The sequence below is a fragment of the Streptomyces sp. NBC_01803 genome (assembly GCF_035917415.1).
GTDB lineage: Bacteria > Actinomycetota > Actinomycetes > Streptomycetales > Streptomycetaceae > Streptomyces.
Genome location: NZ_CP109073.1, coordinates 3696658 through 3709967, shown reverse-complemented (window position 1 = coordinate 3709967; position 13310 = coordinate 3696658). Strand labels below are relative to the sequence as shown.

Sequence of the window (13310 nt, the reverse complement as noted above, 5' to 3'; positions counted from 1 at the left end):
CCCGGGGTGGGGAGGCAGTGGTGAGCACAGTCGGCGGCACGGCGAGCCGGGCGGGACTGACCTACGGGCTCGCGGCGTTCGGCATGTGGGGCCTGCTCCCGCTCTACTGGCACCTGCTGGACACGACGCCCGCCGCCGAGGTGCTGGCCCACCGCATGGCGTGGTCGCTGCCGACCGCCGTGCTCATGCTCGCCCTGGTGCGCAGCTGGAGCTGGATACGGCCGCTGCTGCGCCAGCCGAAGCGGCTGGGCATGCTGGCGCTCTCCGCGACGCTCATCTCGGTGAACTGGTACATCTTCATCTGGGCCGTCGCCGAGGACCGGGTGCTGGAAGCCTCGCTGGGGTATTTCATCAACCCCCTCTTCACCATCGCGTTCGGCGTGCTCCTGCTCTCCGAGCGGCTGCGGCCCGCGCAGTGGGCGGCCGTCGGCATCGGCGGCACGGCGGTGATCGTGATGAGCGTCGCCTACGGGCAGGTGCCCTGGATCTCGCTGGCGCTCAGCACCAGCTTCGCCACCTACAGCCTGCTCAAGAAGCGGACCGACCTGGATGGGCTGGCGGGCTTCAGCGCCGACTCGGCCCTCCAGTTCCTGCCGGCGCTCGGCTTCCTCGTGGTGATCGGGGCGCGCGGCGACGCCACGTTCACCGGGGAGGGCGTCGGGCACGCGCTGCTGCTGGTCGTCAGCGGGCTGGCCACCGCGCTGCCGCTGATCTTCTTCGGCGCCGCCGCCGTCCGCGTCCCGCTGTCCACGATCGGCCTGATGCAGTACATCGCGCCGACCACCATGTTCCTGCTCGGGGTGCTGGCCTTCCGCGAGGAGATGCCGCCGGAGCGCTGGGCCGGCTTCGCGCTGGTGTGGATGGCGCTGTGCGTGCTGACGTGGGACGCCCTCCGCCAGGCGCACCGAAACCGCAGGACGGCCGCCGTGGCCCGCCACACCCCGCCGGTGTTCGAGCCGCGCCCGGCAGCGGTGACGGACTGACGCTGTTTCCCGAGCCCGCTCACCGGTTACCCGGGGCGGGACATAACGGCTCTTCCGACACCCTGTGGGAGCGATCAATCATGACCATGGCGATCGACGACATGCTGCGCACCTATCCCGCCGACCTCGGCAGGGTGGACCGCGACCAGCTCAGGCGCTGTATCGAGGAGTGCATGGTCTGCGCCCAGGCGTGTACCGCCTGCGCGGACTCCTGTCTCTCCGAGGAGCAGGTCGCGGACCTGGCCAAGTGCGTCCGCACCGATCTGGACTGCGCGGACATCTGCGAGGCCACCGCGCGGGTGCTCTCCCGGCACACCGGCTACGACGCCAACGTCACCCGCGCTCAGCTCATGGCGTGCGCCACCGTCTGCAAGGCGTGCGCCGAGGAATGCGAGCGGCACGCCACCACGCACGAGCACTGCCGCGTGTGCGCGGAAGCCTGCCGCCGCTGCGAGCGGGCGTGCGACGACCTGCTGGCTTCGCTGGGCTGACCCGCCCACGGGCGTCAGCCCTTTCCCTCCTCCGGCTCTCCGGAGCGGCGGGCCCGGGCCCGCGAGGCCCGCACCTTGTGGCGGTTGCCGCAGTGCTCCATCGAACACCAGCGGCGACTGCCCGGCCGCGAGGTGTCCACATAGACCAGATGGCACCTCTCGCCGGAGCACATCCTGATCCGGTCCCGGAACGGGCCGGTCAACAGCTCCACCGCGTCCCGCGCGACCGTGGCGAGCAGCCGCTCGCCCGTCAGCGGGCCGGCCCAGGCCCGCTCGCCGTCCGGGCCGGCCGACGGGGCCAGCGCCGGGCGAGCGGCGGCCTCGTTCACGACGGCGAGGTCGGCGGGCGTCACCGGAGCGCCCTCGGCCCGCGCCAAGGCCAGCCGCCACAGCGCGTCCCGCAGCGCTCTGGCCGCGACCAGCTCCTCGGGCGACACCGCGACGGCGGGCGTCGGCGTCAGCCGGGAGCTCCCGGCCCAGTCGGCCAGATCAGCGGGCTCGTGCAGCACCTCGTACCGCGCGAACGCGCTGGGGCCTCCGGTCGGCAGCAGCTCCAGACAGAGGGTGCCGGGATCGAAGCGATACGGCGCGCCGGTGGCGGAACGCAGGACGAGACCTGTTGCGGACGACGTCATGTAACTACTATAAGTAGTTACATGGCACTGCACTGGAAGCTGGTCATCGATACCGAGGACGCCCCCGCGCTCGCCGATTTCTGGGCCGCCGCCCTGGACTACGTGGTGGAGGACAACAGCGCGCTGATCGAACACCTCCTGGCCGCCGGGCAGATCGGCCCCGACCTGATCGCGGAGCGGCACGGCCGCAAGATCTTCCGCGGCCTCGCGGGCGTCCGTCACCCCGACGACCCCTACGACGAGGTGACCGGCGCCGGCCGCGGCCGACGGCTGCTCTTCCAGGACGTCCCCGAGTCCAAGACCGTCAAGAACCGCCTGCACATCGACATCCACGGCGAACACGGCACGCTCGAAGAGCTGGTCACCCGCCTCGAAGGGCTGGGCGCCACCCGCGTCGAGGAGCAGAACCAGGGCCCGGCGGGCCACTGGTGGGTCATGCGCGACCCGGAGGGCAACGAGTTCTGCGTGACCTAGCCGCCGGGGCGGGGGCCGCGCCGGGGCGGCGCGTCCGGAGCCGCCCCCACGCGGCCCCGGACGGCGCTCCCACCCCCGGGATGGCTTACCTGGCGAGGTCGTCCGGCAGGAGGTCCGGGAGGATGCCCGCGAAGGGGTCCTCCGGGTCGACCTCCAGGACCTCCGCGTCGCCGGGCGGCGTGAAGTCGAAGACCCCGCCGGCCGGCTTGGCGTAGTCGATCTGGGAGAACGCCACGTCCAGCGACCGGCCCCCGTCGGCCTGAGCCGTCAGGGCCAGCGGGACGCCCGTCTCGGCGTCGATGGAGATCCGGGCCGACTCCACCTCCGTCCGCGCCGCGTCCTTCGGCTCGACCAGCAGCTGATACGCGCTGCGGCCCGCGACCCGGGCCGTGCCGTCCACCGATATGTCGGCGTGCTCGCCCGCCGCCTCCAGGAACCGCTGGGCGGCCTCCTGCGGCGTGAGCCCGCCGAGCCACTGGGCCGGGTCCCGCTCCTCCGCCTCGAAGCCCTCCGGCACCTCGGTGCGCAGGACCGTGTTGCTGTCGGAGTCATACGCCCAGAGCTCGTCGCCGTTGTGAATCACGGCGAACTCCTCGGAGCCGCTGACCACCGCCAGCCGCTGAAGCTCCGGGCCGTCCACCGCGACCCGCAGCGTGCTCTCCCCGGCGGCCAGCTCAGCGAGCCGGCCCGCCGGGCCCTCTATCCCGCTCAGCACGCCGCCCAGCATCCCGCCCAGGTCCGGGATGCCCAGATCGGCGTCCACCTCGACCGTGCCCGAGAGCTGGGCCGTCTCCGACTCCGCGACCCGCGCCAGCAGCTCCTCCGCCGTGACGTCCGGCAGCTCGGGGCCGCTGTCACTGGCGATCGCGGGCCACAGGCCCGCCCCGACCGCCGCGATCCCGGCCACCACCGCGACCGGGACGGCCGCCCGTCGCACCGCACTGTTCCAAGCCATCAGATGCCCCTCCACTCGCCGCTCGGCACAACCAATTGCACCAGGCCGGGGCGAGTCCGGCATCCGCCGAGAGTTGGCAATCCGCGTACGACCAGGGGATGACCGCGGCCCCCCGCACGCCGCCCCGTCCCGTAAGGGTCTGCCCCTACCCCGCCGGGGTTCGCACCGGGAAACGGGCCGGCCGCGGCTACACCGTGCGGTCCGCCACCACGTCGCACAGGTGGGCGAGTGCCGCCTTGGCCGGCACGTCGGGCAGCGGGTCGAGCGTCTGCCGGGCCAGCCGCGCGTACGACCACGCGTCGCTCTTGGCGACACCGAGCGCCGGATGGGCGCGCAGCCGGGCCAGCGCCTCCGCGTGACGCGCGTCATCCGTCAGATCGCCGTCCAGCAGCTCGCACAGCTCGCGGTCCTCCGGCGAGCCGCCCTGGGCGGCCATCTCCCGCAGCCGCAGCACCGGCAGCGTGGCGACACCCTCGCGCAGGTCGGTCCCCGGCGTCTTCCCCGACTCCTGGCCGTCGCTGGCGATGTCCAGCACGTCGTCGGCGAGCTGGAACGCGGTCCCGATCCGCTCCCCGTACAGCGCCATGACGTTCATGACGGACTCGGGCGCGCCCGACATGAGCGCGCCCAGCCGCCCAGCCACCGAGATCAGCGAGGCCGTCTTGCCCTCGATGACCTCCAGGTAGTGCGCTATCGGGTCCTCCCCCGCGCGCGGCCCGGCGGTCTCCTGGATCTGACCGGTCACCAGGCGCTGGAACGCCTCCGCCTGGATGCGCACCGCGTCCGTCCCCAGATCGGCCGCTATGGTCGAGGCGCGGGAGAAGAGGAAGTCCCCGGTCAGCACCGCCACCGAGTTGTTCCAGCGGGCGTTGGCACTCTGCACGCCCCGCCGCATGTCGGCCTCGTCCATGATGTCGTCGTGGTACAGCGTGGCCAGGTGCGTCAGCTCCACCACCACGGCCGCCGGGACCACACCGGGCGCGTGCGGATCGCCGAACTGGGCAGCCAGCAGCAGCAGCAGCGGCCGGAACCGCTTCCCGCCCGCGCGCACCAGGTGCTGCGCGGTCTCCGTGATGAAGGGGACGTCGCTCTTGGTGGCCTCGAACAGCCTCGCCTCGACAGCCGCCAGACCCGCCTGAAGCTCGGCGTTCAGGGGCTCGTCCCGCACGCTCACCCCGAAAGGACCCACGACGATCACGAGCGTTCTCCCCTGTGTCCGGTGAGTTGTCTCCGGCAGCGTAACCGGTCGGAGGGGGCGCCTCCCAGGCGGCCACGCCTGCGGAAGACGACGACCGCGACGGACCGATTCCGGACCCGGTCTAGGGTGTGGCCATGCCAGACCCCACGCCAGAGCCCGGCCTGTTCGGTGTCGACAACCTCCCTTACGGCCTGTTCGGCGCGGCCGGCGAATCCGGCGGTCCCGACGGTCCCGACGGTCCCGGCGGGCGCCGGATCGGCGTCCGGTTCGGGGACCGTGTGCTGGACGTGGCCGCCGCCGCCCGCGCGTTCCGCTCCCCGCACGCCGGCCTGCTCGCGGCCCCCTCGCTCCATCCGTTGCTCGCGGCCGGACGTCCGGTCTGGCGGGCCGTGCGCGCCGAGTTGCGCGACTGGCTCGGCTCCCCCGCCCACCGGGCGCGCGTGGAGCCGCTGCTGCTGCCCCTCGACGCGGTCGAGCTCCACCTGCCGTTCGAGGTGGCCGACTACGTCGACTTCTACGCCAGCGAGCACCACGCGACCAACGTGGGCCGCATCTTCCGCCCGGACGGCGCGGCGCTGACGCCCAACTGGAAGCACCTTCCGATCGGTTACCACGGCCGGGCGGGCACGGTCGTGGTCTCCGGCACCCCCGTCGTCCGCCCGTGCGGGCAGGGCCGTCCCTCGGTGGGCACCGACGCGCCCGCCTTCGGGCCCACCCGGCGGCTGGACATCGAGGCGGAGGTCGGCTTCGTCGTCGGCACGCCGTCGCCGATGGGCCGGGCCGTGCCGCAAACCGCCTTCCGCGACCACGTCTTCGGGGTCTGCCTCCTCAACGACTGGTCCGCGCGCGACATCCAGGCATGGGAGTACGTACCGCTCGGCCCCTTCCTCGGCAAGTCTTTCGCCACTTCCGTCTCCCCCTGGATCACCCCGCTCGACGCCCTCGACGCGGCCCGCGTGGCGCCGCCCGAGCGGGACCGCCCGCTGCTGCCCTACCTGGACGACGGCGGCCTGGAGCCGGGCGGCCTCGACCTGCGGCTGACCGTGCGGCTGAACGGACACCCGGTCTCCGAGCCGCCGTTCGCCACCATGTACTGGACAGCCGCCCAGCAGCTCGCCCATATGACGGTGAACGGCGCGAGCCTGCGCACCGGCGACCTGTTCGCCTCGGGCACGGTCAGCGGCCCCGAGCCGGGCCAGCGCGGCTCGCTGCTGGAGCTGACGTGGGGCGGTCGCGATCCGCTGGCGCTGCCGGACGGTGGCGCGCGCACGTTCCTGGAGGACGGCGACGAGGTGACGATCTCCGCCTGGGCGCCCGGCCCCACGGCCGGCTCGCGTATCGGTCTCGGTGAGGTCACGGGAAGGGTGGCACCGGCCTCGGCGGGGTGAGCGGCCGACGACGTGACGTGCGCGAACGTTCGCGGTGACGCTGCGCGTCCGTCCGGCCACGGGTTTGTCAAGTCCCTTATGGGGACGGCACCTTACTCTGCGGAAAGCGAGGCCCCGCGCGCGCCCCCGGCCCCCTCGTGGCGGGGCCCGGGCACCGGGCCGCATGTCCCGGTATCCGGCCAGGTGACGAGACACGTATCAGCTCAGCGGCTTTTGCCATAGACATGTAACACTCTGATCCACGCGGTCGACAGCCCTGTAACCTGCCGTGACCACGTTCAAAATCGAGGGGACATCCATGCGTAGGTCCATACGGCTCGCCCTGCCCGCGGTTGCGGCTGCGACGCTTCTGCTCAGCGGCTGTGGCGACGACGACAGCGACGGCGGCAGCCCGCTCTCCCCGGGGGGCGACGGCGGCCAGGAGCAGGAGCAGGGCGGGGACACCGGCGGCGAGGAGACCTCCTCGGGCTCGGACGGCGAGCAGACCGGTGACACCGGGGGCGACAGCGGCGGGGACAGCGGCGGCCAGGCGGGCGCGGCCCCCAGCGCGGAGGACCTTGAGGGCATGTGGCTGGAGGGCTACGAGGAGGCCGACAGCTCCCTGATGTTCTCCTCCGGCTCCGTCACCTACATCGAGGACAGCGGCGCCGAGGGCGACGTCTGCTACGGCGAGCTGAGCGGCGGCGGCTTCACCGTCGAGTGCAGCCAGATGGGCACCAGCACCTGGCCGGACACCGAGGCCACGCTGACCCTGGACGGCGGCACGCTCAACGTCGTCTGGGCCTCCGGCACGACCGAGTCCTACGAGTCGATCGGCGACATGGGTGACCTCGGCGATCTGGGGGACCTGGAGCAGGAGCTGGAGGACCTCGGCTACTGAGCCGGGCCCGGCACGAGCACATCGCAGGAGGCACGACGGTGGTCCGGACCCCGCGCGGGGTCCGGACCACCGTCACATCATCGACGACCCGTGTCCCAGCTCTCTCACAGGTGACGGCACCATGCTCCACGGAAGGGGAGGCCCTGTGCGATTCCGGACGGCGGCGGACGGTCGCGGGGGCGCCACCGAGGGCGAGGGTCACGGTATTCGGCCAGGTGACGACACACGTATCAGCTCGGCGGCGATTGCCATGAGCCTGTAACGCTCTGGTCTACCCGGCCCGACGCGACGGTAACCTGCCGTGACCATGCTAAAAAACGAGGGGACACCACCCATGCGCAGGCCCATACGGCTCGCCCTGCCCGCGATCGTGGCGGCGACGCTTCTGCTCAGCGGCTGTGGCGACGACGACAGCGAGGGCAACCCGTTCGCGCCGGACGGCAACGCCGGCCTGGAAGAGGGCGGCGGGGACAACGGCAACATCCCGGGCGCCGACGGCGGAAACGTCCCGGGCGGGGACAGCGGCGCCGACGGCGGAGAAAGCGGCAACATCCCGGGCGCCGACGGCGGGAGCATCGCCGGCGCCGCCGGCGGGGCCAGCGGAGGCGGCGGAGACAGCGGGGCCGGCGCCATCGGCGGCGACTCGGGCGGCGGCGGTGGCTCGGGCGGCGGCTCCGCTCCCACCGCGGAGCAGCTCGAAGGCATGTGGCTGGAGGGCTCCGCCTCGGAAGACAGCTCCCTGATGTTCTCCTCCGGCTCCGTGACCTACGTCGAGGACAGCGGCGCCGAGGGCGACGTCTGCTACGGCTCCCTCGTCGGCACCGGCATCACGGTCGAGTGCAACCAGTTCGGCAGCGCCCTGTGGCCCGACACCCAGGCCACGCTGAGCCTGAGCGGCAGCGTTCTCACCGTCACCTGGGCCTCCGGCACCACCGAGGTCTACGAATCCGTGTACTGAGCGGGCACGACGGTGGCCCGGACCCCCGGGGGGTCCGGGCCACCGTCACTTCGGCGGCTCGGGGCCTCACGGCCTCACGGCCTCAGCGGACGAACACCCCGGCGTCGCTCGCCAGATCGAGGAAGTACTGCGGCGCGACGCCCAGCACGACCGTCACCGCCGCCGCGAGCCCGACCACCGACATCGTCAGCGGGCTGGGGATGACCACGGAGGGCCCGTCAGCCTTCGGCTCGCTGAAGAACATCAGCACGATCACCCGGATGTAGAAGAACGCGGCGATGGCCGAGGCCAGCACGCCGACGATGACCAGGCCCATCGCCCCCGCGTCGGCCGCCGCCCGGAACACCGCGAACTTCCCGGCGAAGCCCGAGGTGAGCGGGATGCCGGCGAACGCCAGCAGGAACAGCGCGAAGACCGCCGCCAGCAGCGGCGAACGGCGGCCGAGTCCCGCCCACTTGGACAGGTGCGTGGCCTCGCCCCCGGCATCCCGGACCAGCGTCACCACGGCGAACGCGCCGAGCGTCACGAACGAGTACGACGCCAGGTAGAACAGCACCGACGACACCCCCTCCTCGCTCACCGCCACCACGCCGGACAGGATGAACCCGGCGTGCGCGATCGAGGAGTACGCCAGCAGCCGCTTGACGTCGGTCTGCGTGATGGCGATGACCGCGCCGACCACCATGGAGGCGATCGCCACGCCCCACATCACCGGCTCCCAGTCCCACCGCAGGCCCGGCAGCACCACGTACAGCAGCCGCAGCAGCGCGCCGAAGGCGGCGACCTTGGTGGCGGCGGCCATGAACCCGGTGACCGGCGTCGGGGCGCCCTGGTACACGTCCGGGGTCCACATGTGGAACGGCACCGCGCCCACCTTGAACAGCAGTCCCATCATCACCATGGCCCCGCCGATGAGCAGCAGCGCGTCGTTGCCCATCGTGGAGGCCAGCCCCGGGTCCATCTCGGCGGGCCGGCCGCTGACGACGTCCGCGATGCCCGCGTACGACAGGGTGCCCGCGTAGCCGTACAGCATGGTGATGCCGAACAGCAGGAACGCCGAGGCGAAGGCCCCCAGCAGGAAGTACTTGACGGCCGCCTCCTGCGACAGCAGCCGCCGGCGGCGGGCCAGCGCGCACAGCAGGTAGAGCGGCAGCGACAGGATCTCCAGCGAGATGAAGAGGATCAGCAGGTCGTTGGCCATGGGGAAGAGCAGCATCCCGCCGATGGCGAACAGCAGCAGCGGGAAGATCTCGGTCGTGGTGTGACCGGCCTTGACCGCCTCCCGCTCGGCCTGACCGCCCGGCACCGCCGCCGGCTGGGCGACGAAGGAGTCCACCGGCCTGCCGTGCGCGGTCGGCTCCAGCCGGCGCTCGGCGAAGAGGAACACCGAGGCCAGGCCGACCAGCAGGATGATCCCCTGGAGGAACAGCGCCGGCCCGTCCACCGCCAGCGCGCCCATGCCCGCGATCTGCGCCTCGCTGGTCGCCCGGCCGTCGGCGGCGAGCCCGACCACGGCGGCGAACGCCCCGGCCAGCGCCACCGCGGCGGTGATCACCTCGGCGGGGTAACGGGCGCGGCGCGGCGCGAACGCCTCGATCAGCACACCGATGACAGCGGCGCCGAACACGATCAGGCTCGGCGAGAGCGCGATCCACTCGATGTCCGGAGCCTCAAGCTCGCCCGGGTTCATGCTGTGCCTCCCACGTTCGCCCCGCCGCGGCAGCGGCTCATGACACTGTCGGTCGCGCGGCTCGGCGCGGCCGTCGTCGATGTCCGCGGCCCGGCGGCCGCGCGCTCGTCGTTCACCGCGTGGCCTCCACTTCAGCGTTCTCAGCGATGGTGTGCTGTGGTCCCGGATCGGTCTGGTCCACGTCGGACAAGGTGTGCTCGACCGCCGGGTTGACGATGTCGGTGAGCGGCTTCGGGTAGACGCCGAGGAAGATCAGCAGCCCGATCAGCGGGGCGACCACCGCCAGCTCCCGCGCCCGCAGGTCCGGCAGCTTCTCCAGGCCCGCCTTCACGGGGCCCGTCATGGTGCGCTGGTAGAGCACCAGCACGTACAGCGCCGCCAGCACTATCCCGGCGCAGGCGATGATGCCGACCGTCTGGTGCCGGCTGAACGTGCCCACCAGGACCAGGAATTCACTGATGAAGGGCCCCGTGCCGGGCAGCGACAGCGTGGCCAGCCCGCCGATGAGGAACGTCCCGGCCAGCACCGGCGCCGTCTTCTGCACGCCGCCGTAGTCGGCGATGAGCCGCGAGCCGCGCCGGGAGATCAGGAACCCGGCGACCAGCATCAGCGCGGCCGTGGCGATGCCGTGGTTGATCATGTAGAGCGTGGCGCCGCCCTGCCCCTGGCTGGTCATCGCGAAGACACCCAGCACGATGAACCCGAAGTGGCTGACGGACGCGTAGGCGATCAGCCGCTTCATGTCCCGCTGACCCAGCGCCAGCAGCGCGCCGTAGATGATGCTGATCAGCGCCAGCACGAGCACGACCGGGGTGGCCCAGTCACTGGCCTCGGGGAAGAGCCCGAGGCAGAAGCGGAGCATCGCGAAAGTGCCGACCTTGTCCACGACGGCGGTGATCAGCACGGCGACCGGTGCCGTGGCCTCGCCCATGGCGTTGGGCAGCCAGGTGTGCAGCGGCCACAGCGGCGCCTTGATGGCGAAGGCGACGAAGAAGCCCAGGAACAGCCACCGTTCGGTGCTGGTCGCCAGATCCAGCTCGCCGGAGGCGCGGGCCTGGAGGATCTCCTGGAGGGAGAAGGTCCCCACCTCCATCTGATCGGCGGTCGCCACGTACAGCCCGATCACCGCGGCGAGCATGATCAGCCCGCCGGCCAGGTTGTAGAGGAGGAACTTGACGGCCGCGTACGACCGCTGGCGCGACTGCCCCTCCTCGTCCAGCCCGCCGGCCCGGTCCCCGAAGCCGCCGATGAGGAAGTACATCGGGATGAGCATGGCTTCGAAGAAGATGTAGAAGAGGAAGATGTCGGTGGCGGCGAAGGACATGATGACCATCGCCTCGACCATGAGCATCAGCGCGAAGAAGCCCTGGGTGGGCCGCCACCGCCGGGTCACCGACGCCTCGCCCTCGGCCTCGTCGGCGTCGTTCCAGCCGGCGCCGATGAGGAACGGGACCAGCACCGCGGTCAGCGCGATCAGCACCGCGCCGATGCCGTCCACGCCCAGCTCGTAGCGGACCCCGAAGTCCTCGATCCAGGACCGGGACTCGGTGAGCTGGAAGCGGTCGGCGCCCGCGTCGGTGTCGAAGCGCAGCAGCACCGCGACGGCCATGCCGACCGTCGCCAGCGAGAACAGCAGGGCGAGCCACTTGGCGGCGGTGCGCCGCGCGGCGGGCACGGCGGCGGTGACGACCGCGCCGAGGGCCGGGGTGAGAGCCGTGGCCGTGAGCAGGGGAAATGACATAGGAGACCTCTCAGACCGCCCTCATCAGCAGGGTCGCGGCGATGAGCACTGCCGCTCCCCCGAACATGGAGACCGCGTACGACCGGGCGAATCCGTTCTGGACCCGCCGCAGCCGCCCGGACAGCCCGCCGAACGAGGCGGCCGTGCCGTTGACCAGACCGTCGACCAGCTTGTGGTCGAGGTAGACCAGACCGCGGGTGAGGTAGTTGCCCGGAGTGACGAACGCGGCGTGGTTGAAGTCGTCCTGGAGCAGGTCGCGCCGGGCCGCACGGGTGGCCAGCCGGCCCGCCGGCGCGACCACCGGCACCGGCCGGCGGCCGTACTGGAACCAGGCCCCGGCCACGCCCGCCACCATCACGGCGGTCGCGGCCAGCCCGACCGTGCCGTGGCTGACGGGCGAGTCGCCGTGCGCCAGCCCGGTGACCGGCTCCAGCCAGTGGACGAACGCCTCGCCCGAGTCGAACAGGAAGCCGGCGAAGACCGAGCCGAAGGCCAGCAGGATCATCGGGACCGTCATGGTGAGCGGCGCCTCGTGCGGGTGCGGCTCGTGCCCGTTCGCGTCCGGCTGCCACCGCTTCTCGCCGAAGAACGTCATCAGCATGATCCGCGTCATGTAGTACGCGGTCAGCGCCGCGCCCAGCAGCATCACGCCGCCGAGGATCCAGCCCTCGGTGCCGCCCTTGGCGAACCCGGCGTAGATGATCTCGTCCTTGGAGAAGAAGCCGGACAGGTACGGGAAGCCGATGATGGCCAGATAGGCGAGGCCGAACGTGGCGAAGGTGACCGGCATGTGCTTGCGCAACGCGCCGTAACGCCGCATGTCCACCTCGTCGTTCATGGCGTGCATGACCGAGCCGGCGCCGAGGAAGAGCCCGGCCTTGAAGAAGCCGTGCGTGACCAGGTGCATGATCGCGAAGACGTAGCCGAGCGGACCGAGGCCGGCGGCCAGCATCATGTAGCCGATCTGCGACATCGTGGACCCGGCCAGGGCCTTCTTGATGTCGTCCTTCGCGCACCCGACGATCGCGCCGAACAGCAGCGTCACCGCGCCGACCGTGACCACGACGGTCTGCGCGTCCGGCGCGGCGTTGAAGATCGCGCCGGAGCGGGTCACCAGGTACACGCCCGCGGTCACCATCGTCGCCGCGTGGATCAGCGCCGAGACGGGGGTCGGGCCCTCCATCGCGTCACCGAGCCAGGACTGGAGCGGCACCTGCGCCGACTTGCCGCAGGCGGCCAGCAGCAGCATCAGCCCGATGCCGGTCAGCGTGGCCTCGCTCGCCTCCGTCGCGCCACCGAGCACCGGCTCGAAGGCGAACGTGCCGAACGTCGTGAACATCAGCAGGATCGCGATCGACAGACCGACGTCGCCGACCCGGTTGACGATGAACGCCTTCTTCGCCGCCGTCGCCGCGCTCGGCTTGTGCTGCCAGAAGCCGATCAACAGGAACGAGGCGAGGCCCACGCCCTCCCAGCCGACGTACAGCAGCAGGTAGTTGTCGGCGAGGACGAGCAGCAGCATCGCCCCGAGGAAGAGGTTCAGATAGGCGAAGAAGCGCCGCCGCCGCTCGTCGTGCGCCATGTAGCCGACCGAGTAGAGGTGGATCAGCGTGCCCACGCTCGTGATCAGCAGCACGAAGGTCATCGAGAGCTGGTCGAGCTGGAACGCCACGTCCGCCCGGAAGTCGGCGACCGGCACCCAGCTGAACAGGTGCTCGTGGAGCGTGCGCTCCTCGCCCTCCTTGCCCAGCAGGTCGAGGAAGAGCACCGCGGCGAGGGCGAACGACGTCGCGGCCAGCGCGGTGGCCAGCCAGTGGCCCACGCGGTCCAGGCGCCGCCCGCCCACCAGGAGCACGGCGGCGCCGAGAAGTGGCGCGCCGACCAGCAGTCCGATCAATGACTCCACTGTTCTGACCC

12 protein-coding genes are annotated in these 13310 nt (G+C 71.8%); 6 read left to right on the top strand and 6 right to left on the bottom strand.

Annotation, left to right across the window (positions count from 1 at the left end; genetic code table 11):
* Positions 1 to 83: 83 nt before the first annotated feature.
* Both rarD and OIE51_RS16820 read left to right on the top strand, forming a co-directional pair.
* The gene (gene rarD, locus OIE51_RS16825) at positions 84 to 983 is read left to right on the top strand and encodes an EamA family transporter RarD (RefSeq protein WP_442812061.1); all 900 of its coding nucleotides are present in this window, start codon (positions 84 to 86) and stop codon (positions 981 to 983) included.
* A gap of 80 nt (positions 984 to 1063) precedes the next feature.
* Complete coding sequence (locus OIE51_RS16820) at positions 1064 to 1474, top strand: four-helix bundle copper-binding protein (protein ID WP_326598531.1); 411 nt, start codon at positions 1064 to 1066, stop codon at positions 1472 to 1474.
* 14 nt (positions 1475 to 1488) lie between these two features.
* Here the strand turns inward: OIE51_RS16820 and OIE51_RS16815 are convergent, their stop codons facing one another.
* Complete coding sequence (locus tag OIE51_RS16815) at positions 1489 to 2109, bottom strand: CGNR zinc finger domain-containing protein (protein WP_326598530.1); 621 nt, start codon at positions 2107 to 2109, stop codon at positions 1489 to 1491.
* A gap of 21 nt (positions 2110 to 2130) precedes the next feature.
* Between OIE51_RS16815 and OIE51_RS16810 the strand changes: the two genes are divergently transcribed.
* Positions 2131 to 2583, top strand: a complete 453-nt coding sequence (locus OIE51_RS16810; protein ID WP_326598529.1) for a VOC family protein — start codon at positions 2131 to 2133, stop codon at positions 2581 to 2583.
* Between the two features lie 85 nt (positions 2584 to 2668).
* Here OIE51_RS16810 and OIE51_RS16805 read toward each other — a convergent pair whose 3' ends face one another.
* A complete protein-coding gene (locus tag OIE51_RS16805; RefSeq protein WP_326598528.1) occupies positions 2669 to 3538 on the bottom strand; it encodes a LolA family protein in 870 nt (289 codons plus the stop codon).
* Between the two features lie 187 nt (positions 3539 to 3725).
* On the bottom strand, positions 3726 to 4736 hold the full coding sequence (locus tag OIE51_RS16800; RefSeq protein WP_326598527.1) for a polyprenyl synthetase family protein: 1011 nt from the start codon (positions 4734 to 4736) through the stop codon (positions 3726 to 3728).
* A gap of 134 nt (positions 4737 to 4870) precedes the next feature.
* Here OIE51_RS16800 and fahA point away from each other — a divergent pair, with 134 nt between their 5' ends.
* The 3 genes from fahA (at position 4871) to OIE51_RS16785 (ending at position 7962) form a co-directional block, all read left to right on the top strand.
* Positions 4871 to 6124 (top strand): fumarylacetoacetase, encoded by a 1254-nt coding sequence (gene fahA, locus OIE51_RS16795; RefSeq protein WP_326598526.1) that lies wholly within the window; start codon positions 4871 to 4873, stop codon positions 6122 to 6124.
* 298 nt (positions 6125 to 6422) lie between these two features.
* On the top strand, positions 6423 to 7004 hold the full coding sequence (locus OIE51_RS16790) for a hypothetical protein (RefSeq protein ID WP_326598525.1): 582 nt from the start codon (positions 6423 to 6425) through the stop codon (positions 7002 to 7004).
* A 334-nt stretch (positions 7005 to 7338) separates the two neighbouring features.
* Positions 7339 to 7962: a hypothetical protein gene (locus tag OIE51_RS16785; RefSeq protein ID WP_326598524.1), complete on the top strand. Its 624-nt coding sequence runs from the start codon at positions 7339 to 7341 to the stop codon at positions 7960 to 7962.
* Between the two features lie 82 nt (positions 7963 to 8044).
* Here OIE51_RS16785 and nuoN read toward each other — a convergent pair whose 3' ends face one another.
* From nuoN to nuoL, 3 genes are all read right to left on the bottom strand, one after another.
* Entirely contained in the window at positions 8045 to 9652 is a 1608-nt protein-coding gene (gene nuoN / locus OIE51_RS16780) for an NADH-quinone oxidoreductase subunit NuoN (protein ID WP_326598523.1), read from the bottom strand.
* A gap of 112 nt (positions 9653 to 9764) precedes the next feature.
* Positions 9765 to 11393 (bottom strand): NADH-quinone oxidoreductase subunit M, encoded by a 1629-nt coding sequence (locus OIE51_RS16775; RefSeq protein WP_326598522.1) that lies wholly within the window; start codon positions 11391 to 11393, stop codon positions 9765 to 9767.
* A gap of 10 nt (positions 11394 to 11403) precedes the next feature.
* Complete coding sequence (gene nuoL / locus OIE51_RS16770) at positions 11404 to 13299, bottom strand: NADH-quinone oxidoreductase subunit L (RefSeq protein ID WP_326598521.1); 1896 nt, start codon at positions 13297 to 13299, stop codon at positions 11404 to 11406.
* Positions 13300 to 13310: the final 11 nt, after the last annotated feature.

Bases quoted from the DNA above. Each gene is read 5' to 3' on its own strand.
- rarD (WP_442812061.1), top strand. From the start codon at position 84: ATGTGGGGCCTGCTCCCGCTCTACTGGCACCTGCTGGACACGACGCCC.
- OIE51_RS16820 (WP_326598531.1), top strand. From the start codon at position 1,064: ATGACCATGGCGATCGACGACATGCTGCGCACCTATCCCGCCGACCTC.
- OIE51_RS16815 (WP_326598530.1), bottom strand. From the start codon at position 2,109: ATGACGTCGTCCGCAACAGGTCTCGTCCTGCGTTCCGCCACCGGCGCG.
- OIE51_RS16810 (WP_326598529.1), top strand. From the start codon at position 2,131: ATGGCACTGCACTGGAAGCTGGTCATCGATACCGAGGACGCCCCCGCG.
- OIE51_RS16805 (WP_326598528.1), bottom strand. From the start codon at position 3,538: ATGGCTTGGAACAGTGCGGTGCGACGGGCGGCCGTCCCGGTCGCGGTG.
- fahA (WP_326598526.1), top strand. From the start codon at position 4,871: ATGCCAGACCCCACGCCAGAGCCCGGCCTGTTCGGTGTCGACAACCTC.
- OIE51_RS16790 (WP_326598525.1), top strand. From the start codon at position 6,423: ATGCGTAGGTCCATACGGCTCGCCCTGCCCGCGGTTGCGGCTGCGACG.
- OIE51_RS16785 (WP_326598524.1), top strand. From the start codon at position 7,339: ATGCGCAGGCCCATACGGCTCGCCCTGCCCGCGATCGTGGCGGCGACG.
- nuoN (WP_326598523.1), bottom strand. From the start codon at position 9,652: ATGAACCCGGGCGAGCTTGAGGCTCCGGACATCGAGTGGATCGCGCTC.
- OIE51_RS16775 (WP_326598522.1), bottom strand. From the start codon at position 11,393: ATGTCATTTCCCCTGCTCACGGCCACGGCTCTCACCCCGGCCCTCGGC.